The organism is Streptomyces sp. NPDC032198, from assembly GCF_040636975.1.
Lineage (GTDB): Bacteria > Actinomycetota > Actinomycetes > Streptomycetales > Streptomycetaceae > Streptomyces.
This window is the reverse complement of sequence record NZ_JBEZVL010000015.1, coordinates 124,827-148,154: the sequence shown is the minus strand read 5'-3', so window position 1 is coordinate 148,154 and position 23,328 is coordinate 124,827. Positions and strand designations below refer to the sequence as shown.

The following is a 23,328-nucleotide window of genomic DNA, read 5'->3' as shown; positions in this document are numbered from 1 at the left end:
CACCAAGGCACCCGCGGCTCGGCCCGGTAGGTCTCCCAGGCCCCCGCACAAGCCCCGGCCAAGGCCCCCGCGCGACGCTCTGGCCTGGGACGACTCCGGAGCGGGCCACCGCAGGGCCAAGCCGTCGCCATGCCGTAGCCGCCCACTCGTACGAGATCAAGAGCGTCGGGGAGAGGCCAAGGTCACAGCCCTACACGGCCCCGAGTGCCAGGGGTTCCGCCCTAGCATCATGCCCATGACGGTCCTGCCTGACGACGGGCTTTCCCTGGCCGCCGAGTTCCCTGATGCGACCCATGAGCAGTGGCAGCGCCTGGTGGAAGGCGTGCTGCGCAAATCGGGTAAGGACGTATCGGGGCCGGCCGCGGAGGAAGCGCTGTCCACCGCACTCGAGGACGGGCTCAGCACCCGCCCCCTGTACACCGCCCGGGAAGCCGCGCCTGACGCCGGATACCCGGGTTTCGCCCCCTTTGTCAGGGGCGGTACCGCCGCGGGCACTGCCGCGGCCGGCTGGGACGTACGCCAGCGGATCGCGGCCACGGACCCGGCGGGCTCGAACGAGACCGCGCTCGCGGACCTGGAGAACGGCGTCACCTCGCTGTGGCTCGGCGTCGGCCCCGGCGCACTCCCGGTCTCCGGCATCGAGCGCGCCCTGGACGGCGTCTTCCTCGACCTGGCGCCCGTGGCCCTCGACGCGGGCAGCGAAGTCGGCCCGGCAGCACGCGAGTTGTTCCGGCTCTACGAGGAGCGGGGCATCCCGAGGGACGCCGCGCACGGCACCCTCGGCGCCGACCCGCTGGGCCACGAGGCCCGCACCGGCGAGCGGCTCGACCCGGCCACCGCGGTCGAACTGGCCCGGCTGTGCGGGCAGGAGTACCCGAACCTCCGCGCGCTGACCGTCGACGCCCTGCCGTACCACGAGGCGGGCGGCTCGGCCGGGCAGGAGCTCGGCGCCTCCCTCGCCACGGCGGTCGCCTACCTGCGCGAGCTGACCGAGGCGGGTCTTACGGCCGAAGAGGCCTGCGTCCAGCTGGAGTTCCGGTACGCGGCCACCGCCGACCAGTTCCTGACCATCGCCAAGCTGCGGGCGGCCCGGCGGCTCTGGGCCCGCGTCGCCGAGGTCTGCGGCGCCCCGGACGCGGGCGCGCAGCGTCAGCACGCCGTGACCTCGCCGGTGATGATGTCGCGCCGCGACCCGTGGGTGAACATGCTGCGGACGACGGTGGCCTGCCTCGGCGCGGGCGTCGGCGGCGCCGATTCCGTCACCGTGCTGCCCTTCGACCACTCGCTCGGCCTGCCGGACGCGTTCGCGCGCCGCATCGCCCGCAACACCTCGACGATCCTCCTGGAGGAGTCGCACCTCGCCCGCGTGATCGACCCGGCGGGCGGCTCCTGGTACGTGGAGCGGCTCACGGACGAACTCGCCCACGCGGGCTGGGAGTTCTTCCAGGAGATCGAGCGCACGGGCGGCCAGGCCGCGGCCCTGCGCTCCGGGGTGATCGGTGAGCGTCTCGCCGCCACCTGGGCCAAGCGCAGCGAGAAGCTCGCCAAGCGCCGTGAACCGATCACCGGTGTCAGCGAGTTCCCGAACCTGACGGAGCGTCCGGTCGAGCGCGAGGCTCCGCCCGTCCCGGCACCGGGCGGCCTGCCGCGCGTCCGCCGCGACGAGGCGTACGAGATCCTGCGCTCCCGCTCGGACGCGCACCTCGACGCCACGGGGGCCCGCCCCCGGGTGTTCCTCGCCGCGCTCGGTCCCGCCGCCGCGCACACCGCGCGGGCCTCCTTCGCGTCGAACCTCTTCCAGGCGGGCGGCATCGAGGCCGTGCACGACCCGGTGACGGTGGATGCGACGACGGTCGCCGATGCGTTCAAGGCCAGCGGTGCCACGGTGGCGTGCCTCTGCTCCAGCGACGCGCTCTACGAAGAGCAGGCCGCCGAGGTCACCGAGGCGCTCAAGTCGGCGGGCGCGGGACGGGTGTTCCTCGCGGGACGGCCCGCCGAACACCCCGGTGTCGACGCGTACGTCTTCGCGGGCTGCAACGCCGTGTCCGTGCTCTCCTCCACCCTCGACCACATGGGAGTGGCGTAATGGCGATCCCCGACTTCTCCGGCGTCGGCCTGACGTCCGACTCCGCTTCCGAGGTCTCCAAGGACCAGTGGCGCAGCGCCGTCAAGGAGTCCACGGGCAAGGCCGACGACGACCTCACGTGGGAGACCCCTGAGGGCATCGCGGTCAAGCCGCTCTACACGGGCGCCGACCTCGAAGGCCTCGACTTCCTGGAGACGTACCCCGGTGTGGCGCCGTATCTGCGCGGCCCCTACCCGACGATGTACGTCAACCAGCCCTGGACGATCCGCCAGTACGCGGGATTCTCCACCGCCGAGGAGTCCAACGCCTTCTACCGCCGCAACCTCGCGGCAGGACAGAAGGGCCTCTCGGTCGCCTTCGACCTGCCCACGCACCGCGGGTACGACAGTGACCACCCGCGGGTGACGGGCGACGTCGGCATGGCGGGTGTGGCGATCGACTCGATCTACGACATGCGTCAGCTCTTCGACGGCATTCCGCTGGACAAGATGACCGTGTCGATGACGATGAACGGCGCCGTGCTCCCCGTGCTCGCGCTCTACATCGTGGCCGCCGAGGAGCAGGGCGTGGCTCCCGAGAAGCTGGCCGGGACCATCCAGAACGACATCCTCAAAGAGTTCATGGTCCGCAACACCTACATCTATCCGCCCAAGCCCTCGATGCGGATCATCTCCGACATCTTCGCGTACACCTCGCAGAAGATGCCGCGCTACAACTCCATCTCGATCTCCGGCTACCACATCCAAGAGGCGGGCGCGACAGCCGACTTGGAGCTCGCGTACACCCTCGCGGACGGCGTGGAGTATCTGCGGGCGGGTCAGGAAGCGGGCCTGGACGTCGACGCGTTCGCGCCGCGGCTCTCCTTCTTCTGGGCGATCGGCATGAACTTCTTCATGGAGGTCGCCAAGCTCCGCGCGGCGCGCCTGCTGTGGGCGAAGCTGGTCAAGCAGTTCGACCCCAAGAACCCCAAGTCGCTCTCCCTGCGCACCCATTCGCAGACCTCGGGCTGGTCGCTCACCGCGCAGGACGTGTTCAACAACGTCACGCGTACGTGCGTCGAGGCGATGGCGGCGACGCAGGGCCACACCCAGTCGCTGCACACGAACGCCCTAGACGAGGCGCTCGCCCTGCCCACCGACTTCTCCGCGCGCATCGCCCGCAACACCCAGCTGCTCATCCAGCAGGAGTCGGGCACCACGCGGACGATCGACCCGTGGGGCGGCAGCGCGTACGTCGAGAAGCTGACGCACGACCTGGCGCGGCGCGCCTGGCAGCACATCGAGGAGGTCGAGGCGGCGGGTGGCATGGCGCAGGCCATCGACGCGGGCATCCCGAAGCTGCGCGTCGAGGAGGCCGCGGCGCGTACCCAGGCGCGGATCGACTCCGGGCGCCAGCCCGTGATCGGCGTCAACAAGTACCGCGTGGAGACCGACGAGCAGATCGACGTCCGCGCGGTCGACAACTCCTCGGTACGCAACCAGCAGATCGCCAAGCTGAAGCGGCTGCGCGAGGAGCGCGACGAGGCGGCCTGCCAGGACGCGCTGCGCGCACTGACCGCGGCGGCCGAGCGGGATCCCGGTCCGGGCCTGGAGGGCAACCTCCTGGCGCTCGCGGTCGACGCGGCCCGCGCGAAGGCCACGGTCGGTGAGATCTCCGACGCCCTGGAGGCCTCGTACGGGCGGCACGCGGGCCAGATCCGTACGATCTCCGGTGTGTACCGCACCGAAGCAGGCTCGTCCCCGTCCGTGGAACGCACCCGCGCCCTCGTCGAGACCTTCGAGGAGTCCGAGGGGCGCCGGCCGCGCATCCTGGTCGCCAAGATGGGCCAGGACGGCCACGACCGCGGCCAGAAGGTCATCGCGACCGCCTTCGCCGACCTCGGTTTCGACGTGGACGTCGGCCCGCTCTTCCAGACCCCGGCGGAGGTCGCGCGCCAGGCCGTCGAGGCGGACGTGCACATCGTGGGCGTCTCGTCGCTTGCCGCCGGGCACCTCACCCTCGTACCGGCGCTGCGCGCGGAGCTGGCCGCCGAGGGCCGCGAGGACATCATGATCGTCGTGGGTGGGGTGATCCCGCCGCAGGACGTGCCGACGCTCCTGGAGATGGGCGCCGCGGCCGTCTTCCCGCCCGGCACGGTCATCCCGGACGCCGCTTACGACCTGGTGAAGCGGCTGGCGGCCGACCTCGGCCACGAGCTGTGAGCATGGCGGCGCCGCGGATCGACATCGACGCGTACGTCAAGGGCGTACTCGACGGGAAGCGGGCGCAGATCGCGCGCGCCATCACGCTCGTCGAGTCGACGCGGCCCCAACACCGCGCCCTGGCACAGGAGTTGCTGACCCAGCTCCTTCCGCACAGCGGGCGGGCGCGGCGGATCGGCATCAGCGGGGTGCCGGGCGTGGGCAAGTCCACGTTCATCGACGCGCTCGGCACGATGCTGACCGGCCTCGGGCACCGGGTCGCGGTCCTGGCCGTCGACCCGTCGTCCACCCGGACGGGCGGCTCGATCCTCGGCGACAAGACACGGATGGAACGCCTGTCGGTGGACCCGGCGGCGTTCGTGCGCCCCTCGCCCACCGCGGGGACGCTCGGCGGGGTCGCGAAGGCGACGCGCGAGTCGATCGTGGTGATGGAGGCGGCGGGGTACGACGTGGTGCTCGTGGAGACGGTGGGCGTGGGCCAGTCGGAGACGGCGGTCGCGAACATGGTCGACTCGTTCCTGCTGCTGTCCCTCGCCCGCACCGGCGACCAGCTCCAGGGCATCAAGAAGGGCGTCCTCGAACTGGCGGACGTCCTGGCCATCAACAAGGCGGACGGCCCACACGAACGCGACGCGCGCTCGGCGGCGCGTGAACTGGCGGGCGCGCTGCGCCTGATGCACCCGGCGGACGCGGCCTGGACTCCCCCGGTGCTCAGCTGCAGCGCGCGGGAGGCCAGCGGGCTCGACGAGGTCTGGGACCGCCTGGAACAGCACCGCTCGCTCCTCGACTCCACCGGCCGCCTGGCCGCCAAGCGGCGCGACCAGCAGGTCGACTGGACGTGGACGATGGTGCGGGACGAACTCCTGGACCGGCTGCGGGGGCACGCGAAGGTGCGGGACCTCGCTCCTGACCTCGAACAGCGGGTGCGCGAGGGCACGTTGACGGCGACGTCGGCGGCCGAGCGGATCCTGGAGGCGTTCCAGGGGCACGAACGGCGGGACTGACGGGGCGGGGCTGACGGGGCGGGACTGACAGGGGAGGCGTCCGAAATCCCTTACGAAAGTAGGGGGTTGCTCCGCACCTTCGTCAGTGCCGGGCGCTTTCCGCGGTTCATACGCTCCAGTACATGATCAGAAACCGCACTCGGCGCAGCGCCGTCACCGCCCTGCTGGCCCTCTCCCTCCTCAGCCCGACCGTCGCGGCCTGCGCCGAGAACGGCGGCTCGTCGGCGGCCGGGCAGGCTTCCCCGTCGGCACCGGCGGAAGCCGGGCTCTCCCTCCCCCGCCCATCCGGGGCCTACGAGATCGGACGGGACACCCTCCATCTCGTGGACGACGAGCGTCGTGACCCGTGGATGCCATCGGCGGGGTCCCGGGAGCTGATGGTGTCCGTCTTCTACCCGGCCGGGCGCGGTGGCAGTGGCGGCGGTGGTGTCAGCGCCCGCGCGCCCTACCTGGCGACCGAGGAGGCCGAACTGCTCCTGAAGGGGCAGAAGCTGGACAAGCTCTACGACGCCGAGCAGCTCACCTCCGTCCGCACGAACGCCCGCTCCGCCGCCCGCCCCGCCCGGGGCAAGCACCCGCTCGTCGTCCTCTCCCCCGGCTTCACGCTGCATCGCGCCACCCTCAGCGCACTCGCGGAGGAGCTGGCCTCCCACGGCTATGTCGTCGCGGTCGTCGACCACGCGTATGAGTCCTTCGGGACGGAGTTCCCGGGCGCGAAGGACTCCTCCCGCATCCGCACCTGTGTCGCCTGCGAAAAGGTCGAGGATGCGCCGGGCGGTGACGCCGGGGAGAAGAAGATGCTGGCCAAGGCGGCACGAAACCGGGCATCGGACATCTTCTTCGTCATAGACGAGTTGACCGGAGCCAAGTCGAGCGGAGATGAGCCGACCGGACGACCCCGCCCCGCCGACAAGCGCCACCCCGACTACGCGGCGCTCATCGACCCCCGGCGGATCGGGGCCGCGGGACACTCGCTGGGCGGAAACGCGGCAGCCGTGGCCGCCGGGACGGACCACCGGATCCGCGCCGCCGCCAACCTGGACGGCACCTTCTTCGCCCCGGTCCCGTCCGCCGGCACCGGCCGCCCCGTCCTCATGCTCGGCACCCGCGAGGGTCACAACCCCCGTGCCGAGGACGTCACTTGGCCACGTCAGTGGGACCGTCTGCACGGCTGGAAGCGCTGGCTCACCGTCGCGGACTCCGGGCACCTCACCTTCACCGACCTGCCGATACTGGGCGGTCAGCTCAACATGACCGACCCGTCGGCACCGCTCTCCGGCGAGCGCTCGGGCCAGATCACCGCCGCCTACGTCACGGCCTTCTTCGACCAGCACCTCCGTGACCGGCACCGGCCCTTGCTGGACGGCCCCTCGAAGGCCAACCCGGAGGTCACCTTCCACGCGCCCTGAGCGTGTCCTGGCCCACGCCGCCGCTCGCCGCGGCCAGGACGTAGATTCGATCCGTGCGGGCGCAGCCCGTCACGTGCCGGTCGAACGCGTCATCCGCCGCCGAAGGAGCCACCTGCCCCATGTCCACCGCTGACTCCGACGAAGCTCCCGTCCTGCTGCGCGCCCACGGCCGCGCGGGACACATCGTCCTCAACCGGCCCCGCGCCATCAACGCCCTCAATCACGTCATGGTCCGGCTGATGGACGACGCTCTGGCCGCATGGGAGCGCGACGATGCCGTCGCCACGGTCGTCCTCACCGGGGCCGGTGAGCGCGGGCTGTGCGCCGGGGGCGACATCCGGTCCATCCACGACGACATCCGTGCGGGCGGCGGGGCCGCGTCCGTGGGCTTCTGGCGGGACGAGTACCGGCTCAACGCGCGCATCGCCCGCTTCCCGAAGCCGTACGTCGCCGTCATGGACGGCATCGTGATGGGCGGCGGGGTCGGTGTGTCGGCGCACGGCAGCGTGCGGATCGTCACCGAGCGCTCCCGGATCGCCATGCCGGAGACGGGGATCGGCTTCGTACCGGACGTCGGCGGTACGTATCTGTTGACACGGACGCCCGGCGAACTCGGCACCCACCTTGCGCTGACCGGCTCGGCGGTGGGCGCGGGCGACGCGCTTCTGTGCGGCCTCGCCGACCACTACGTGCCGTCGGAGCGGCTGCCGCGGTTCACGGCGGCGCTGGCCGAAGCCGACGTGCACGAGGTGGTCGCGGAGTACGCGACCACCGCACCCGAGGGCGAACTCGCCGCCCACCGCGAGTGGATCGACTCCTGCTACTCCGCGGACTCCGTGGAGGAGATCGTGGACCGGCTGTACACCTCCGGCGACCGCGCGGCGAAGGAGACGGCCGAGACCATCCTCGGCAAGTCGCCGGCCTCCCTGAAGGTCACCCTGGCCGCCCTGCGCCGGGCCCGCGCCCTCGCCTCCCTGGAGCAGGTGCTCGACCAGGAGTACCGCGTGTCGGCCACCGCGATCACCGCTCCGGACATGGTCGAGGGTATCCGCGCCCAGGTCGTCGACAAGGACCGTGATCCTCACTGGTCCCCCGCCGAGCTCACGCAGGTGAGCGACGCGGAGGTGGCCCGCCACTTCGCGCCGCGCGACGGCGACGAGCTCGGCCTCGCCCCGGGGACGGATCCGCGATGCCTCTGATCCTGACGCCCCGCCTCGTCCTGCGGCGCTGGCGCGACGCGGACGTCGCCCCCATGACCGCCATCAACTCCGACCCCGAGGTGATGCGCTGGATCGGCGACGGCTCCGTCCACGACGGGGAGGAGCAGACCCGGTCCACCATGGCGATGTGGGAGCGGGGGTGGGAGAGCGAGGGGTTCGGACTCTTCGCGGTGGAGGTGCGCGCCACCGGTGAGCTCGCCGGGTTCACCGGTCTGTCCGTGCCGCACTACCTGCCCGAGGTGCTGCCCGCGGTGGAGATCGGCTGGCGGCTCGGGCGCTCCTTCTGGGGACAGGGTCTCGCCACCGAGGCGGCGCGGGCCGCTCTCGACTTCGGTTTCACCGAGCGCGGTCTGGAGCGGATCGTCAGCATCGTCCAGGTGGGCAACCACGCGTCGGAGCGGATCATGGGCAAGCTCGGCATGCGCGTGGAGCGCGGCTCCTTCGACCCGCACTGCGGACGCGCCATCCGGATCCATGCCGTCGGCCATCACGCCCACGACGCGACCGTCACGGGGGATCGATCTCCGTGACCACGGCGAGGAGCTGGAACGGCAGCTCCTTGTCCCACTGCGAGACGCCGAGCGCGATCCACAGCCCGTCGACCCGCCACAGGTGAAGGTCCGGCACCGAGGAACTCAGTGAGTCCCACGGCTCCGGTATCTCCTCGCCCGCGTCGTCCGCCGAGTCCTCGCCCTCGCCGTCGCCCTCGCCGTCATCAGCCAAGCGGTCCTCTTCGTCCATCTTCCGTTCGAAGAGGCTGTGGAGGCTGAATATCTGGGGCTCTCCCCAGCGCTCGGCGAGCAGGACCGTCAGGCCGTCGCGCTCCGCGTCGTACTGATCGGAGGTCGCCTCCCACTGCGTGCCGTCGTCCTCCCAGAAGTCGCCACTCGTCATTAACTCGGCGATGTGATAGCCCGGACCGCCGACGCCGGAGTGCGACCTGCCGTGCTCCGCGGGGAACTCCCGTGAGCGCAGCAGGTCGATCGCGGCGAGATGCTCTGCGGTACTCATGGCATCCAGTAAAGCGGCCGGCACTGACAACTGGCCCGCCGTCAGGCCCCCGGCGTCACCATCCGGACATCCACCTCACGCGTCCCGCCGGCGCACCGCCCACCAGCCCGCGAGCAGCGCGGCAACCGCCCACGCCGCCGTGACGGCAAGTCCCGCCCAGGGGCCCAGCGTTCCCGCCGGGTTCTCGTGGAGCACCTGCTGCCCGGCCTGGTCCGGCAGGAATTCCGCGACACCGCTCGCCATGTCCCCGATGACGAAGGACACGATGAGCGTGAACGGGATGAGGATGCTCAGTACGGCGACGCCGCTGCGCAGCACCATGGTCAGGCCCGCGGCGAGCAGCGCCATGAGCGCGAGGTAGATGCCTCCGCCGACGCACGCCCGCAAGGCACCGTCATGGCCGAGGCCGATGGCGTACTCCCCGAGGAAGGCCTGGCCGGTCAGGAAGCCGGCGAAGCTGGTGAGGAGCCCCACGCCGAGGGCGAGGGCGCCCACCACCGCGGCCTTCGCCCCGTAGAAGAGCCCTCTGCGCGGCACCGCGGAGAGGGAGATCCGCAGCGCGCCGTTCAGGTATTCGGAGGACATCGCCGTGGTGCCGAAGCTGATGGCGGCGATCTGGCCGAAGTTGAGTGCGTAGAAGGCGCCGAAGAGCGGTTCGTAGTCGGCGTTGTCCGCCTCCGCGGTGCCGACGGCGGCGAACGCGAGCACCGTGATGGCGACGGTGGCCACGAAGACGGCGATGAGCGAACCGAGGCTGGCACGCACCGACTTGATCTTGATCCATTCCGAGTGGAGCACGGCGGTCGTCGACATGGTCAGGCCTCCTGGCGGGGCTTCGAAGGGGCGGCGGCGAACTCGGTGTCGTCGGCCGTGAGGGCGAGATAGGCCTGCTCCAAGGAGGCCTGCTCGTCGGAGAGTTCGAGGAGGGGGATGCCATGACCGGCGGCGATGGCCCCGATCTCGCCGGCCTTCGCGCCGTCCACGGTCCAGCGGCCGTCGTCCCCCGCCGTCATCGCGTACCCCTTGTCCGCCAGGAGGCAGCTCAGCCGGTCGCTCTCCGGAGTGCGCAGCCGCACCCGCGGGCTGCTGTGCGCGGCGATGAAGTCCGGCATCGAGGTGTCCGCGAGCAGCTTGCCCCGGCCGAGGATCACCAAGTGGTCGGCGAACGTGGCCGTCTCGTTCATGAGATGGCTGGACACCAGGACCGTCCGGCCCTCGCGGGCGAGGCGGCGCAGGAGCTCGCGGATCCAGATGATGCCTTCGGGGTCGAGGCCGTTGGACGGCTCGTCCAGCATGATGATGCGCGGGTCGCCGAGCAGCGCCGCCGCGATGCCCAGGCGCTGGCGCATGCCGAGGGAGAACGTCTTGATCCGGCGCCCTGCCACGGAGGTCAGTCCGGCTTCTTCGAGGACCTCTTCCACGCGGCGTGCGGGGATGCGGTTGGCGACGGCGAGGGCCAGGAGGTGGTTCCGCGCGGTCCGTGATCCGTGCGCGGCCTGGGCGTCGAGCAAGGCCCCCACGTGGCGCAGGGGTTCATCGATGGACGCGTAGGAGCGTCCGCCCAGCGTGGCGGTGCCCGACGTGGGCCGGTCGAGGCCCAGGACGAGGCGCATGGTGGTGGACTTCCCGGCTCCGTTGGGTCCGAGGAACCCGGTGACCTTCCCCGGGCGGACGGTGAACGTCAGTCCGTCCACCGCGCGGGTGGTGCCGTACTCCTTGGTGAGGTCTTGGACGTCGATGCTGGTCATGGGCCCAGACTCGCGGCCCGAGGGGTGGTGGGTCTTCCCCCGCCCGGGGAGTTGCTCTCCCCCTCACGGGGGAGCCGTGCGGCCCGTGCCTGCTGGCACGATGACGTGATGCCCCGCCTTCTCGGACCACTCACCCAAGCGGTCACCTACACGCGCTGGCTGCACCTGCTCATCGGCGCCGCCATCCCCTTGATGGGCGCGTTCATCACGCCGGGACTCAGCAGTCCCTCGCTCGTCGCCTGGCTGCAGATCGCGCTTCAGCCGATCCCGCTGGTGGTGGCGGCCGCCCTGCTGCTGCCCTCGCTGCGCAGGGCGGAGGGTCTGCAGGCACGGCTGATGCTGTTCCCGGGGCAGCACGCGCGCGTGCCGGGCGACCAGGAGGACTCCGGCATCTCCGTGGCGCCCTCCGCGTCATGGCGCGACCGGGGCAGGACGGCGCTGTGGGCCGTGCTGCGCCTGGAGGCAGGCTGCGCGGCGGGCTACGTCACGGTGCAGTGCCTGGGGACGGCGCTCGCCCTGGTGGGAGCGGCGTCGTCGGAGTCCGGCGAGGACCCCGGGCTGCTCCTTCCGCTGCCGGCACCGCACCCGGCGAACGCGCTGCTCGTGCCGGTCCCGGTCCTGGTGCTGCTCGGGGTGATGGTGGTCGCGGGCCGGCTGATGACGTCGGCGGCCCGGCGGCTGCTCGGCCCCTCCCCCGTGGAGCGCCTCGCCGCCCTGGAGGAACGCACCGAGCAGCTCCTCGAACGCAACCGCATCGCCCGCGAACTGCACGATTCCATCGGGCACGCGCTGACCGTCGCCGTCGTCCAGGCGGGCGCCGCGCGGGCCGCGGCCGACCCGGGGTTCACCGACCGGGCGCTGGGCGCGATCGAGGAGACGGGCCGGGCCGCCCTGGAGGACCTGGAGCGGGTCCTGCGCGTGCTGCGGGAGGACGGGCAGCCCGCGAGCAGGCGTCCCACCCTCGCCGACGCCGGCCAACTCCTGGACTCCGCGCGCGCTTCGGGGGCGAAGGTCGACACCGAGGTGACGGGCCCCTTGGAGCGGCTGCCGGGCCCGGTGTCCCGCGAGGCCTATCGGATGCTCCAGGAGGCCCTCACGAACGTGCTGCGGCACGCCGGTCCCGTGCCGGTACGGGTGCGGCTCGCGGTCGACGAGGCGGCCCTGGAGGTCGACGTACGCAATGCGCTGCCGACGGGAGGAGAGGTCACCGGGCGTGGCGGCAGCGGGCTGCGCGGCATCCGGGAGCGGGCCACGCTGCTCGGCGGCCGGGCCACCACGGGCCCGCGCGACGGCGAATGGCAGGTGCACGTCGAGCTGCCGCTCGGGTGATCTAGGCTGACCGGATGCCGGTCACCGTCCTCCTCGTCGACGACGAACCCCTCGTACGCGCGGGTCTGCGCGCCGTCCTGGAGGCGCAGCCCGACATCGAGGTGGTCGGCGAGGCGGCCGACGGCGCCGCGGTGATTCCGCTCGTGCGCCAACTGCGCCCCGACGTGGTCGCCATGGACGTCCGCATGCCGCTCCTGGACGGCATCGAGGCAACCCGCGCGGTCCTGCGCACCGTGCAGGACCCCCCGAAGATCCTGGTCGTGACGACCTTCGAGAACGACGAGTACGTGTACGAGGCGCTGCGCGCGGGTGCCGACGGCTTCCTGCTGAAGCGCGCCCGTCCCGCGGAGATCGTGAACGCCGTCCGGCTGGTCGCGGAGGGCGAGTCGCTGCTGTTCCCGGCGGCGGTGCGGCAGCTGGCGGGCGAGTACGGGCGCCGGCCCGGCAACGCGGCGGCCAGGGACGTCCTGGACCGGGCCGCGCTGACCGAACGCGAGGCGGACGTGCTGCGCCTCATGGCGCGTGGCCTGTCGAACGCGGAGATCGCGGCGGAGCTGATCGTCGGCGCCGAGACCGTCAAGTCGCATGTGAGTTCCGTGCTGGCGAAGCTGGGGGCCCGCGACCGGACGCAGGCGGTCATCGCCGCGTACGAATCCGGGTTCGTGGCGCCGGGGTGAGCGAGCGCCTCCGAAGGGATGCGCTTCGATGGGGTCCCCCACTGTCGGGGCGGCAGCCGATGCCGCCGGCCCTCAGGGTGCGGTCCCGCCCCGGCCGATCGTCGGGAGCGGCGCGTCCTCCGGGCGGCGCCGCATCGCCCCGCTCTCCCGGTCCGGTTCCACGACGCGGGCCAGTTCCGTACCGTTCTCCGACCGGGCGAACTGGGCGACACAGTCGCCGTTGTCCAGCGAGCGCGGCAACCGCGGTCCCACGACGAGAACGTTGAAACAGTTGTCCGGCGGCAGCTTGATGTGGGCTCCTACGGCGAGGCTGTTGGCCAGGATCACCCAGGCGCCGATCACCTCGACGCAGCGCTCGGCGGCCAGCCGGTCCCAGCGAGGGAACGTCCTGCTGATCGGCGAGGAAAGCAACGGCACGAAGAGATGGGAGACCCCGAAGGCGCGCAGTGCCGCCTCCCAGTCGGTCGACTGCTTGATGTCCTCGCATATCAGGACGGCCACACGACCGATCGCGGTTTCGGCGACGGTGACGATGTCTCCACGCTCCAGGTACTCCGCCGCCGCCTCGTGCCTCGGCCGGTCCGGCAGCCGCCACCGGTCCGCCTGGCCTTTGCCCATGGTGAAACCGTGCATCTTGTCGTGGGTCAGGATGGTCTCCCCGGTGGAGCGGTCCACCATGACGGCACGGTTCGGCCGGGGGTCGCCCTCGCCGAGGGGGCCGGTTCCCAGGAGTACCCACCGCAGACGGCTTCCCTCGGGGTCCGTGCCCAGGTGGGTGGCCCAGTGATCCATGAGCCCGTTGGACAGGCTGCCCTCCGGCATCACTCCGATCTCGGCGCCCGAGTCGTCCAGGTTCTTGACCACGTGGTCGATGCGGTCGCACAGCCGTTCGTCCCGCGGTGACACCTTGTAAAAGGTTTTGCCGTCCACCTCGGGGAAATCGAACATCAGATCCTCGTAGCTTTCCAGTAACGGTGCAGACCCTATAGGAATCGCTTTCTTTCCGGAGAAATGCGCACCGTTCCGCTGCTTGAAACTCATGTGGCGCACGTTCCTGAAGTTGTCTTCAGTGACGCGATGTACCTGCTTGAAGAAATCAGGCTTACCCGTGGGCTGCACGAGCAGTTTTCCGGGCCGCGCACAGCGAGGCAGCAGCTTGCCGGTCGTCGGGCCTTCCGGATCATTGAGCTGGTTCTTCTCGTTGTACCGCCGGGCGATCTTGGTCAAAGCTGATGCGCAGCGAGCGCCACCGAACGGATTGACCACACCGAGCGCCTCGTCGAGCCCGATCAGCGCGGCGAAGATGCCCTGGTCACCATACTGATCGAAGGCTTGCTCGACGTGGGCAGTATCGGCGTCGCCGAAGGACCGCACGTCCTCGCACACCTCCTCGGCCAGCTGGCCCACTGCCTCGTCACCCTGCCACTCGTTCGCCCTGAGACCGCGGAAGTGGCGGTCAGGGAGAAGGTCATAGAGAACGACGAAGAGGTCTGCCGGGTCGGCGGGCAGAACAATCCCTTTGATCGAATGTTTGCCACCACTCGCTGACATGCTTTCGTTCATGATCCCCCCCGAGCTCATGCCGCTTAACCAGATATTAACGTAGGGTGGCGTCATATTCACAAAGAAATTGACGAAAAATTGAGCCCGCATCGGCATCGATCTGGTAAATGCCCGAAAATATCATGACGGACTCACTTGACACTCACTTGACATCGCTCCACGCTGGAGATGTCTGCCAATGTGCGAGATAAGGACACGGGGAGTGACATGAGTGACGGAAGGCGCCAGCGATACGACCGAGCAACCGAGGTCCAGAGCCTGATCGACGAGATGAAGGCTTCGGAAGACATATCCGACGGGTTGTTCAGTTCGCTGGGCATGATGGTCACGGACGCCTCATTGGCGGGCGATGAAGAGGCGCTGGAAGCGGCCCACGAAGGACTGCGCCGCCAGTACGGACACCAGCGCCAACTGCGCGACGGCCACGGCGAATCGTCCGCGGAGTTACGCGGCCGCCTTCTCGGCCTCATCGATGTGACGTACTGGGCGCTGCGCCGCCTGCCGTCCGCCCTGCAGCTCTCGCTCGACCCGGCCGGTCACGCGGCGCGGTTTCTCGTCGAGGTGGCCCGCCAGCCGGGCCAGAGCAACGCCCAGCTCGCCGCTCGGCTCGGCGTCGACATCACCGAGGTCAGCCGGATCGGTCGCAAGCTGGTCGATGCCGACGTCGCCTGGAAGCGCCGTCAGTGGCGGCAGAACTCCTGGGACATCACACCGCGGGGCTTGCAGTATCTCGAAGAAACCGGCCTCGACCCGCGCGAGAGCAGCCACGAGCCCCGCACCCGGTCACAGTCGGCGGACTTCGACTACTTCGTGGGGATCAAGGTCCGGCCCGGACGGGTGTCAGGTGTCGTGACCGACGCCATGGGGACGGCCATCGCGCGCGCCCAGCGAGGACTCAAACCCGTCTGGAACGCGGAGGAGGCGGTCACGGCCCTCGCGGAATTCGTCCGCGGACTGCTCGCCGAGGCCCCGGCGGCCCAAGCACCGGCGGCTGCCGGCCGGGTCGGGCTCGGAGTCGAGATCGGCGGCCATGTCGACGCCGCCCGCGGCCGCGTCGTCTACGCCCCCAACTACGCGGCAGGGGCGGGCTGGGCGGGCTTTTCCCTCGCGGAGCCGCTGCGCCGGGCGACCGGGCTGCCGACCGTCCTGGAGAACGACGCCAACGCGTTGGTCCAGCTGGAGGAGACCTACGCCGGGCCCGCGGCCGGACGTACCGAGGCCGCGGTGATCCTCGACCAGGGCGTCGGCGCGGGCCTGATGCTCGACGGCCGTATCCACCATGGAGCGACGGGCTCCGCGGGGGAGATCGGCCACGTGGTCGTGCAGTCCGACGGCCCGCTGTGCAGCTGCGGCAACAGCGGCTGCCTGGAGAGCGTGGCGGGCACCGACGCCATCGCCAACGACATCCGCGGCTCGACCGAACGGGCCGCCGAAGACCTGGACGCGGCGCTGGCCCTGCTGTCGAACGCCGCGTGCCGCAAGTACGTCGAGAACGTGCTGGGCAGGACCGGCGCGGCCTTGGGCATCGGCCTCTCCGCGCTGATCAACCTGGCCAACCCGGACCGGATCGTGCTCTACGGCCCCGCCCGACTCGTCTCGGACGGCGAATTCGACTCGGCACGGCTGTTCATGGCCGCCGTCCGCAGGACGGTCCGCCAACAGGCCTTCTCGACGGCCGCCGACGCCGTGATCCTGACAGCCAAGCCCTACGACGACGGGGTCGGCGCGCTGGCCGCCGCCGCGGTCGCCAGGCAGTGCCTGAGCCGTCATGGCGGATGACCCGGTTCCGTCGACCGTGGGAACGCAGTACGCCGGGACGCGAGACATCATCCTCCTGGCGGGCCTGCTGCTCCTGATGGCATCGACGCTCGGGGTCACGCTCGTCCAGACATGGCCACCCGCGCCCTCCCCCGGAACTGCCCAGGTCACGGAGAAGGCGGCACAGGTGCGGGTGCTGTTCTGGTCCCCGGATCTGCTGCGCGAGACACGGCTGTTCATCGTCGTCGCCTCCGCCGGGGGCCTGGGCGCGGTGATACACACGCTGCGTTCGCTCTACTGGTACGTGGGCAACCGCGGACTGAGGCGCAGCTGGGTGCTGATGTACATCGTCGAGCCGTTCGCCGGGGCGGGTCTGGCCCTCGTCGTGTACTTCGTGCTGCGTGGCGGCCTCACCACCACGATGGCGTCGTCCGCCGACATCAATCCGTACGGTATGACAGCGCTGGGCGCGCTCGTCGGCATGTTCTCCCGGGAGACCGCGGGCAAACTGCGTGCCGTGTTCGCGACGCTGCTTGCCCCGGCCGAGCGAGGGGCGGACGCGGTGGCGCCCGGCGATGGACCGCACCGCGGGGCGGGAGACGCACCGGGCTGAGAGCCCCACCGACCGGCACTCTGCGTCACAGGTGGGCCCGGCACTCGCAGCGGTCGGCCCCGGCGAGTACGATCCGCCCATCATGCGCACGAGCTGGGAGGACTGACGTTGGGGCGGCTGACCGGCGGGGATCCCTCTCTGCTGCGGCGGATCAACTCCGCGGTGGTGCTGCACGCGCTGCGTGCGGCGGACTTCGCGACACTCACCGAGGTCACCCGGGTGACGGGGCTTTCGAGGCCGACCGTCGAAGGCGTGGTCGAAGGGCTCATCGAGGCCGGACTCGTGGTGGAGACCGCCGCCGAGGAAGGCGCGGCCAGACGCCAGGGAAGGCCCGCGCGGAGGTTCCGCTTCCGGGCCGAGGCGGGGCATCTGCTCGGCCTGGAGATCGGCCCGCACCGGGTGGCCGCCGTCCTCTCGGACCTGGACGGCCAGGTCCTCGGCACCACCGCGAGGGCCGTGGACGAGACGGCCCCGGCGGACGAACGCATCGAGCGGCTGCGCACGGCGGTCGCCGATCTGCTGCGTCGCGGCGGGATCGCCCGCAGCTCGCTGCGCGCGGTGGGCGTCGGCAGCCCCGGCATCGTGGAGGCGGACGGCACGGTCCGCCTGGGCACGGCGCTGCCCGAGTGGACGGGGCTCCCGCTGGGCGAGCGCCTGCGCCGGTCCTTCAAGTGCCCCGTCCTGGTGGAGAACGACGCGAACACGGCGGCGGTGGCCGAGCACTGGAAGGGCGCGGCGGCCGAGTCGGACGACGTGGTGTTCGTCCTCGCGGGCCTCAGCCCGGGAGCCGGGGCGCTGATCGGCGGCCGGCTGCACCGTGGCTACGGCGGCGCCGCCGGGGAGATCGGCGCGCTGCATCTCCTGGGCCGTGACGTGACCCCGGAGACGCTCCTCTCGACCACGGACGAGCCGCTGCATCCGCTCGACGAGCAGGCGGTGGCGGAGGTGTTCGCCCACGCGCGCGAGGGCGACGAGCGGGCACAGCAGGCCGTCGAGCGGTTCATCCAGCGCCTGGTGCACGACGTGGCGGCGCTGGTGCTCGCCCTGGACCCCGAGCTGGTCGTCGTCGGCGGCTGGGCCGCCGGTCTGGACGGCGTACTGGAGCCGCTGCGCCGCGAGTTGGCCCGCTACTGCCTGCGGCCGCCCCGGGTCGCCCTGTCGGTGCTCGGTGAGGCGGCCGTCGCGACGGGCGCGCTGCGGCTGGCCCTCGACCATGTCGAGGAGCAGCTGTTCGCGGTCGAGGGGACGGTCACGGCGCGGCGCTGAAGCGCCGCGCTGAGGCGCCGCGCGAAATCGGCGGCCGGTGTTCAGGAGTGCTCAGGAAGCCTGGCGCTCCGGCCCGTGGTGGATCTCGACGCCGCCCGCGTCGCCGAACGTGAGGCGGCAGGTGTCCGCGCGGTACGTCGCCACGGATACCGCGGCGGTGCGTCCCTCGGCGAAGAAGCGGGTCGTCACGACGAGGACCGGGGCTCCGGGCAGTCGGTCGAGTGCCTTGGCATCGTCCGCGCGGGCCGAGCCGAGCTCGACGGCGCGGTCCTGCCCTTCGAGGCCGAGCCGGTGCAGCTCGCGCAGCACGCCACGCGCGCGTGCCGGGCCGGACGGGGCGTCGATGGCGGAGAGCTCCGGGACGGACGACGTCGACACGTACAGCAGCTCGGCGGCCACGGGCTGGCCGTGCGAGACGCGCGTGCGCCGCACCACGTGCACCTGCTCGTCGGGGTCCGCCGCCAGCATGCGGGCCACCTCGGCGGGCGGGACCGCCGGTGCGCAGTCGGCGGGCTGCCAGGCGTCGCCGACCTCGCCCGGCCAAGTGCCTTGTGCGGATCCGACGGCCACACCCATCCGCGGCGGGGCGACGGTCGTACCGACCCCGCGGCGGCGCTGCAGCCTGCCTTCCAACTCGAGCTGCTCGAGTGCCTGCCGGAGCGTGGCGCGGGCCACGCCGAAGCGGGCCGCGAGATCACGTTCGTTGGGCAGGATCTCGCCGACGGCGAACTCGGAGTCGAGTGCCTCGCTGAGCACGGTCTTGAGGTGCCAGTACTTCGGCTCCGGCGCCGTTTCCAGCTGCGTGGTCCCCACCCTGTCCTCCGCAATCGCCGTGTGCCGGCGGCTTTTCAGCGCCTTGTTTATTAAAGGTTCCTGCACTATCTCTGCGACGATAGAACGGCACCCACCCTTGGTCAAGACCAATCCTCGATCCGTTACAGCGCGCACAGGGACGATGCCACAGAGCATTCATGCGATGTTGATGTCGGGTCTCACACGCGTCGCGAACAAGACAAAGCCCCCGCCCTGCGGGGGCGGGGGCCTGTCACCTGCGGCCTCAGGAGACGAGGCCGACCAGCTTGTCCGGGTTGCGGATGATGTAGACGTCCGTGATCTGTCCGTCGGCGACGTCCAGTTGGAACAGGGAGTGCGGCTTGCCGTCGACGAGGATCAGCACGGAACCCGCACCGTTGATCTCCAGGAACCGGGCTTCCAGCTCCGCCCCCTCCGGCACGCCCCTGCGGGCCAGGCCGCCGAGGAAACGGCCCACCTTGTCGGCCGTCTCGATGATCCGCAGCGGGGCCTTCGCCTTGCCGCCGCTGTCGCCGACGAGGCGCACGTCCGGGGCGAGCAGGGACATCAGGCCGTCCAGGTCACCGCTGGTCGCCGCGGCGAGGAACCGCGCGGTCAGGTCCTTGCGCTCGTCCGGGTCCACCGCATAGCGCGGCCTTCCCTCGTCGACGTGCTTGCGGGCCCGCGCCGCGAGCTGCCGCACGGCGGGCTCCCCGCGGTCCAGCGTGAGGGCGATCTCCGAGAACGGGAACCCGAAGGCCTCCCGCAGCACGAACACCGCGCGCTCCAGGGGCGACAGCGACTCCAGGACGACCAGGACGGCGATGGAAACGGAGTCGGCGAGCACGGCCTGCTCGGCGGTGTCGGGGACGACCGGCCCGTAGTCGGTGACGAGGGGTTCGGGCAGCCATGGGCCCACGTAGGACTCGCGTCGTGACTGCACGTGGCGCAGCCGGTCGACGGCGAGCCGCGTGGTGACCCGCACCAAGTAGGCACGCGGTTCACGCACCTGCGCCCGGTCGGCCGCCGACCAGCGCAGCCAGGACTCCTGCACCACGTCCTCCGCGTCGGCCACGCGGCCGAGCATGCGGTAGGCCACGCCCATCAGGACGGTCCGGTGCTCTTCGAAGACGTCGGTCACGGTGTCGGTCGCCACCCCTCCATCCCAGCCGACGCGCCACCCGGTGTCCAGGTGATTCGAGTGCGGCGCACCCCACACCGGCCCGGCGGTCCGTGCGCCGCCCTCTTGGACCCGCCCACCCCCTTGAACTGGAGGCTACTGAGCGGTAATTGTTGCTGACAACGTGTCTAAGGTGTCTGAGGACCGTCGCCGGGCGGCGGGGACTGGAGCAGCAATGGCCGCAGAGGTGTCCTTCAGCGTCGAATCCCCCGGCGGCCCACGGACGGTGTCCGTCGCCTACGAACGCGCGGGCATGGGCGAGCCGCTGCTCCTGCTGCACGGCATCGGGCACCACCGCCAGGCGTGGGACCCGGTGTTCGGCATTCTGGCCGCCGAGTACGACGTGATAGCCGTGGACCTGCCGGGCTTCGGGGAGTCCCCCGCCCTGCCCGACGGGCTCCCGTACGACATCCCGACGGTGGTGTCCGTGCTCGGCGCTCTGTGCGAAGCCCTTGAGGTGGACCGCCCGCACGTGGCGGGCAATTCGCTGGGCGGTCTGCTCGCCCTGGGACTCGGCCGGGAGAAGCTCGTCCGCTCGGTCACCGCGCTGTCCCCCGCGGGTTTCTGGACGCCCGGGGAGCGGCGGTACGCGTTCAACACCCTGCTCGCCATGCGGCACGGTGCGCGGCTCCTTCCGTTGCCGCTGATCGAACGGCTCTCGCGCTCCGCGGCCGGACGCGCGGCACTGACCAGCACCATCTACGCCCACCCCGGGCGCCGTTCACCGGAGGCCGTCGTCGCCGAGACGCTCGCGCTGCGCGAAGCCAAGGGGTTCGAGCAGACCCTCGCCGCCGGGCGTGACCTGCTCTTCGCCGACGACGTGCCCGGACTCGCGGTCACCGTCGCGTGGGGCGCACGTGACCGGATCCTGCTGCGCCGCCAGGGCATCCGTGCGAAGCACGCCGTTCCCGAGGCCCGCCTGGTGCGCCTGCCCGGCTGCGGGCACGTCCCGATGAACGACGACCCGGCTCTCGTCTCGCGCGTCGTCATCGACACCTGCCGTCGCGCGCAGGCCGCTTAGCATGCCGGAGCCGATGGCCACCCCGGCGCCGACGAGCGCGCTGCCCACGGCCTGCGGGACGCCGTAGGAGCCGGTGCCGACCAAGGGGGCGGTGAAGGCCGCGGCGACCGGAATGAGGCCGGAGAAGAGGGTGGCCCGCTCGGCGCCGATGCGCTGGATGCCCGAGTACCAGCAGACGAACCCGATGACGGTGACGATCGCCGCCTGCCACAGCAGGGCCGCCGCCTCGGTGGTGCTGGGCACCCGCAGCCAGTCCCCGCCGTCGGCCAGCACACCGACGACGGCGGACTCGGCGGCGGCGAGCCCGCAGACCGTCGCGGAGAGCAGCTTCGGGCCGAGCGGGCGCAGCACGGGAACGGCGAGGACCGCGAAGCCGACCTCGCCCGCGAGCGCGCCCACCGAGAAGACGATGCCGAGCACGTCCGTACGGCCCCACCCCTGCACTGTGAAGGCTCCGGCGGCCACGATCAACGCCCCGTACATGACCGCCCGTCGGGGCTGCCGTCCCTCCAGGAGCGGCACGATGACCGCCACCACGACCGGGGCGCATCCTACGAAGACACCCGGTACGGCAGGTTCCGCCGTGCGTTCGGCGGCGAGGATCGCCAGGTTGAAGCCGACCATGCCAACGGCGGCGAGGACCCCGAGGCGCCCCCACTGGCGCGGCGTGAGGCGGCGGAGCGGCGCCGTGCCACCCCGCCCGAGCAGCGGCAGGAGCAGCAGGCAGGCCAGGCCGTAGCGCAGGAACTGGCCGCCCGCGTACGGGTAGTCGCCGAGGAGGCTGTTGGCGGTGAAGGAGCCGCCGACAAGGAGGCAGGCGAGGGCGGCGAGGAGGGACCCGCGGGTGAGGTTCGCGTTCATGTCCCTGACGTTAGGAACGGACGCGGACCGGTTTAAGGTCCACTTCCGGGGCTCGTTCGGGGACCACTTCGCGCGGGCCCGGCCCTTCCCGTCACGCTCAGGAGGCACATCCCGGTGACATCAGGTTCGGGGCAGGCACCTGGGACCGCCGCGTGGGAGCTGCTGCTCCCCGCCGCGTCCGCCCCTGCCCGCAGCCGTGGCCGCAGCCTTCGGTCGGCGCTGCGCGAGGCGGTCAGGTCCGGGCGGCTCGCGCCGGGGACGCGGCTGCCGTCGAGCCGTGAGCTGGCCGCCGATCTGGGTGTGTCACGGGGGCTCGTCACGGAGGCGTACGAGCAGTTGACGGCCGAGGGGTATCTGCGCAGCGACCGCGGCGCGGGCACCTGGGTGGGCGGCGCGGCGCGGAAGGCCGCGCGCGGCGCCCGCGATCTGGCGCCGCGTCCCGTCCACGCGCGCGTGGACTTCATCGCCGGGACCCCCGACCTTTCCCTGTTCCCGCGCGCCGCGTGGGCGGCGGCCCACCGCGGCGTCCTGGCCGAACTCCCCCACCACGCGCTCGGCTACCCGGACCCGCGCGGCCTGCCCCGGCTGCGTACGGCCCTGGCCGAACTGCTCGTACGCCGCCGGGGCGTGGTCGCGGACCCGGAGACGGTCGTCGTCTGCTCCGGCGTGGCACAGGCCATGGCGCTGATCGGCTTCGTGCTGCACGCGCGCGGGGTGCGCGCCGTCGGCGTCGAGGACCCCGGAAGCCCGCAGCACGGCGAGCTGTTCGCCTCGGCGGACGTCGGCACGGTGCCGGTGCCCCTGGACGACGAGGGCGTCGTCACCGGCGTACTGCGGGAGCGCGGGCTGCGCGCGGTCGTCACTACGCCCGCCCATCAGTTCCCCCTGGGCATCGGCTACTCGCCGCGGCGGCGCACCGAACTCCTTGACTGGGCACGGTCCGTGGACGGCCTGGTCGTCGAGGACGACTACGACGGGGACTTCCGCTACGACCGTGCCCCGGTGGGCGCCCTGCAGGGCCTGGACCCCGAACACGTCGCGTACGCGGGCTCGGTCAGCAAGTCGCTCGCTCCGGGGCTGCGCCTGGGCTGGCTGCTCGTGCCGGAGTCCATGACCGATGAGGTCGTCGCCCGCAAGCGCATGATGGACCTGGGCAATCCGGCGCTCGACCAGGCGCTGCTCGCGCGCTTCGTCGAACGCGGGGACTACGACCGCCAGTTGCGCCGCTGCCAGCGCGCCTACCGGGAGCGCAGGGACGCCCTCGTCGCGGCGCTCGACGAGCACTTTCCCGGCACGGAGGTGACGGGCATCGCCGCCGGACTGCACGTCATCGCCCGGCTGCCCGAACACACGGGAACGCAGAAGGACTTCCTGCGGCGGGCCGCCGCGGCCGGGGTCGCGGTGCGCCCGCTGAGCGACTACGGCTCGGCGGACGGGCCAGGCGTGCGGCTGGTGCTCGGTTACGCCCACCTCACGCCCGCCCGGATCGCCGAGGGGGTGCGGCTCCTTGCCGGGGGTGTTGACTCCCGGGCCCGGTGACGCCACCGCGACGTTCCGGTGACAGCGCCTCATTAGGGTCAGGCCCGCCC

19 protein-coding genes and 1 pseudogene are annotated in these 23,328 nt (G+C 71.7%); 13 read left to right on the top strand and 7 right to left on the bottom strand.

Features of this window, described 5'->3' with window-relative positions; all coding sequences use genetic code 11:
- The first annotated feature begins 235 nt into the window (after positions 1-235).
- From mutA to AB0E78_RS33870, 6 genes are all read left to right on the top strand, one after another.
- Positions 236-2,086: a methylmalonyl-CoA mutase small subunit gene (gene mutA, locus AB0E78_RS33895; RefSeq protein WP_361840870.1), complete on the top strand. Its 1,851-nt coding sequence runs from the start codon at positions 236-238 to the stop codon at positions 2,084-2,086.
- On the top strand, positions 2,086-4,287 hold the full coding sequence (gene scpA / locus AB0E78_RS33890; RefSeq protein WP_361840867.1) for a methylmalonyl-CoA mutase: 2,202 nt from the start codon (positions 2,086-2,088) through the stop codon (positions 4,285-4,287). The genes mutA and scpA overlap by 1 nt, the downstream gene beginning before the upstream one ends.
- A gap of 2 nt (positions 4,288-4,289) precedes the next feature.
- Positions 4,290-5,291 carry a methylmalonyl Co-A mutase-associated GTPase MeaB gene (meaB, locus tag AB0E78_RS33885; protein ID WP_361840864.1) on the top strand — a complete coding sequence of 334 codons (1,002 nt, stop codon included), beginning with the start codon at positions 4,290-4,292 and terminating at the stop codon, positions 5,289-5,291.
- Between the two features lie 122 nt (positions 5,292-5,413).
- The gene (locus AB0E78_RS33880) at positions 5,414-6,700 is read left to right on the top strand and encodes an alpha/beta hydrolase (protein ID WP_361840861.1); all 1,287 of its coding nucleotides are present in this window, start codon (positions 5,414-5,416) and stop codon (positions 6,698-6,700) included.
- 119 nt (positions 6,701-6,819) lie between these two features.
- Positions 6,820-7,899 (top strand): enoyl-CoA hydratase/isomerase family protein, encoded by a 1,080-nt coding sequence (locus tag AB0E78_RS33875; RefSeq protein ID WP_361840858.1) that lies wholly within the window; start codon positions 6,820-6,822, stop codon positions 7,897-7,899.
- Positions 7,890-8,450 (top strand): GNAT family N-acetyltransferase, encoded by a 561-nt coding sequence (locus AB0E78_RS33870; RefSeq protein WP_361840856.1) that lies wholly within the window; start codon positions 7,890-7,892, stop codon positions 8,448-8,450. The genes AB0E78_RS33875 and AB0E78_RS33870 overlap by 10 nt, the downstream gene beginning before the upstream one ends.
- On the opposite strand, the gene AB0E78_RS33865 is transcribed toward AB0E78_RS33870, so the two are convergent.
- The 3 genes from AB0E78_RS33865 to AB0E78_RS33855 form a co-directional block, all read right to left on the bottom strand.
- Positions 8,428-8,931, bottom strand: a complete 504-nt coding sequence (locus tag AB0E78_RS33865) for a hypothetical protein (protein WP_361840853.1) — start codon at positions 8,929-8,931, stop codon at positions 8,428-8,430. The genes AB0E78_RS33870 and AB0E78_RS33865 overlap by 23 nt on opposite strands.
- 75 nt (positions 8,932-9,006) lie before the next feature.
- Positions 9,007-9,744, bottom strand: a complete 738-nt coding sequence (locus tag AB0E78_RS33860) for an ABC transporter permease (RefSeq protein ID WP_361840851.1) — start codon at positions 9,742-9,744, stop codon at positions 9,007-9,009.
- A 2-nt stretch (positions 9,745-9,746) separates the two neighbouring features.
- Complete coding sequence (locus AB0E78_RS33855) at positions 9,747-10,679, bottom strand: ATP-binding cassette domain-containing protein (protein WP_361840848.1); 933 nt, start codon at positions 10,677-10,679, stop codon at positions 9,747-9,749.
- 108 nt (positions 10,680-10,787) lie between these two features.
- On the opposite strand from AB0E78_RS33855, the gene AB0E78_RS33850 reads away from it, so the two are divergent.
- Both AB0E78_RS33850 and AB0E78_RS33845 read left to right on the top strand, forming a co-directional pair.
- On the top strand, positions 10,788-12,008 hold the full coding sequence (locus tag AB0E78_RS33850) for a histidine kinase (protein ID WP_361840845.1): 1,221 nt from the start codon (positions 10,788-10,790) through the stop codon (positions 12,006-12,008).
- A 14-nt stretch (positions 12,009-12,022) separates the two neighbouring features.
- On the top strand, positions 12,023-12,685 hold the full coding sequence (locus AB0E78_RS33845; RefSeq protein WP_361840843.1) for a response regulator transcription factor: 663 nt from the start codon (positions 12,023-12,025) through the stop codon (positions 12,683-12,685).
- A gap of 72 nt (positions 12,686-12,757) precedes the next feature.
- Here AB0E78_RS33845 and AB0E78_RS33840 read toward each other — a convergent pair whose 3' ends face one another.
- Positions 12,758-14,248 (bottom strand): hypothetical protein, encoded by a 1,491-nt coding sequence (locus tag AB0E78_RS33840; RefSeq protein ID WP_361840841.1) that lies wholly within the window; start codon positions 14,246-14,248, stop codon positions 12,758-12,760.
- A gap of 207 nt (positions 14,249-14,455) precedes the next feature.
- On the opposite strand from AB0E78_RS33840, the gene AB0E78_RS33835 reads away from it, so the two are divergent.
- The 3 genes from AB0E78_RS33835 to AB0E78_RS33825 all read left to right on the top strand — a co-directional run bounded on the left by AB0E78_RS33835 (position 14,456) and on the right by AB0E78_RS33825 (position 17,885).
- A complete protein-coding gene (locus AB0E78_RS33835; protein WP_361840838.1) occupies positions 14,456-16,027 on the top strand; it encodes an ROK family transcriptional regulator in 1,572 nt (523 codons plus the stop codon).
- Positions 16,017-16,619 carry a hypothetical protein gene (locus AB0E78_RS33830; protein ID WP_361840836.1) on the top strand — a complete coding sequence of 201 codons (603 nt, stop codon included), beginning with the start codon at positions 16,017-16,019 and terminating at the stop codon, positions 16,617-16,619. The genes AB0E78_RS33835 and AB0E78_RS33830 overlap by 11 nt, the downstream gene beginning before the upstream one ends.
- 108 nt (positions 16,620-16,727) lie before the next feature.
- Positions 16,728-17,885, top strand: a complete 1,158-nt coding sequence (locus tag AB0E78_RS33825; protein WP_361840833.1) for an ROK family transcriptional regulator — start codon at positions 16,728-16,730, stop codon at positions 17,883-17,885.
- Between the two features lie 51 nt (positions 17,886-17,936).
- On the opposite strand, the gene AB0E78_RS33820 is transcribed toward AB0E78_RS33825, so the two are convergent.
- Together AB0E78_RS33820 and sigJ are read right to left on the bottom strand one after the other, a co-directional pair.
- Positions 17,937-18,698: a GntR family transcriptional regulator gene (locus AB0E78_RS33820; RefSeq protein ID WP_361840831.1), complete on the bottom strand. Its 762-nt coding sequence runs from the start codon at positions 18,696-18,698 to the stop codon at positions 17,937-17,939.
- 244 nt (positions 18,699-18,942) lie between these two features.
- Positions 18,943-19,833: an RNA polymerase sigma factor SigJ gene (gene sigJ / locus AB0E78_RS33815; protein WP_361840828.1), complete on the bottom strand. Its 891-nt coding sequence runs from the start codon at positions 19,831-19,833 to the stop codon at positions 18,943-18,945.
- 199 nt (positions 19,834-20,032) lie between these two features.
- Between sigJ and AB0E78_RS33810 the strand changes: the two genes are divergently transcribed.
- Positions 20,033-20,878, top strand: a complete 846-nt coding sequence (locus AB0E78_RS33810) for an alpha/beta fold hydrolase (protein WP_361840826.1) — start codon at positions 20,033-20,035, stop codon at positions 20,876-20,878.
- 24 nt (positions 20,879-20,902) lie between these two features.
- Here AB0E78_RS33810 and AB0E78_RS33805 read toward each other — a convergent pair.
- Positions 20,903-21,739: pseudogene (locus tag AB0E78_RS33805) on the bottom strand (EamA family transporter); the annotation flags it as partial.
- Between the two features lie 108 nt (positions 21,740-21,847).
- On the opposite strand from AB0E78_RS33805, the gene AB0E78_RS33800 reads away from it, so the two are divergent.
- Entirely contained in the window at positions 21,848-23,278 is a 1,431-nt protein-coding gene (locus AB0E78_RS33800; protein ID WP_361841246.1) for a PLP-dependent aminotransferase family protein, read from the top strand.
- Positions 23,279-23,328 lie beyond the last annotated feature (50 nt).

Coding starts and splice junctions, on each gene's coding strand:
- AB0E78_RS33835 (WP_361840838.1), top strand. CDS start 14,456: ATGAGTGACGGAAGGCGCCAGCGATACGACCGAGCAACCGAGGTCCAG.
- AB0E78_RS33860 (WP_361840851.1), bottom strand. CDS start 9,744: ATGTCGACGACCGCCGTGCTCCACTCGGAATGGATCAAGATCAAGTCG.
- AB0E78_RS33845 (WP_361840843.1), top strand. CDS start 12,023: ATGCCGGTCACCGTCCTCCTCGTCGACGACGAACCCCTCGTACGCGCG.
- AB0E78_RS33880 (WP_361840861.1), top strand. CDS start 5,414: ATGATCAGAAACCGCACTCGGCGCAGCGCCGTCACCGCCCTGCTGGCC.
- AB0E78_RS33870 (WP_361840856.1), top strand. CDS start 7,890: ATGCCTCTGATCCTGACGCCCCGCCTCGTCCTGCGGCGCTGGCGCGAC.
- AB0E78_RS33830 (WP_361840836.1), top strand. CDS start 16,017: ATGGCGGATGACCCGGTTCCGTCGACCGTGGGAACGCAGTACGCCGGG.
- AB0E78_RS33840 (WP_361840841.1), bottom strand. CDS start 14,248: ATGAACGAAAGCATGTCAGCGAGTGGTGGCAAACATTCGATCAAAGGG.
- scpA (WP_361840867.1), top strand. CDS start 2,086: ATGGCGATCCCCGACTTCTCCGGCGTCGGCCTGACGTCCGACTCCGCT.
- AB0E78_RS33865 (WP_361840853.1), bottom strand. CDS start 8,931: ATGAGTACCGCAGAGCATCTCGCCGCGATCGACCTGCTGCGCTCACGG.
- mutA (WP_361840870.1), top strand. CDS start 236: ATGACGGTCCTGCCTGACGACGGGCTTTCCCTGGCCGCCGAGTTCCCT.
- AB0E78_RS33850 (WP_361840845.1), top strand. CDS start 10,788: ATGCCCCGCCTTCTCGGACCACTCACCCAAGCGGTCACCTACACGCGC.
- meaB (WP_361840864.1), top strand. CDS start 4,290: ATGGCGGCGCCGCGGATCGACATCGACGCGTACGTCAAGGGCGTACTC.
- AB0E78_RS33810 (WP_361840826.1), top strand. CDS start 20,033: ATGGCCGCAGAGGTGTCCTTCAGCGTCGAATCCCCCGGCGGCCCACGG.
- AB0E78_RS33875 (WP_361840858.1), top strand. CDS start 6,820: ATGTCCACCGCTGACTCCGACGAAGCTCCCGTCCTGCTGCGCGCCCAC.
- AB0E78_RS33855 (WP_361840848.1), bottom strand. CDS start 10,679: ATGACCAGCATCGACGTCCAAGACCTCACCAAGGAGTACGGCACCACC.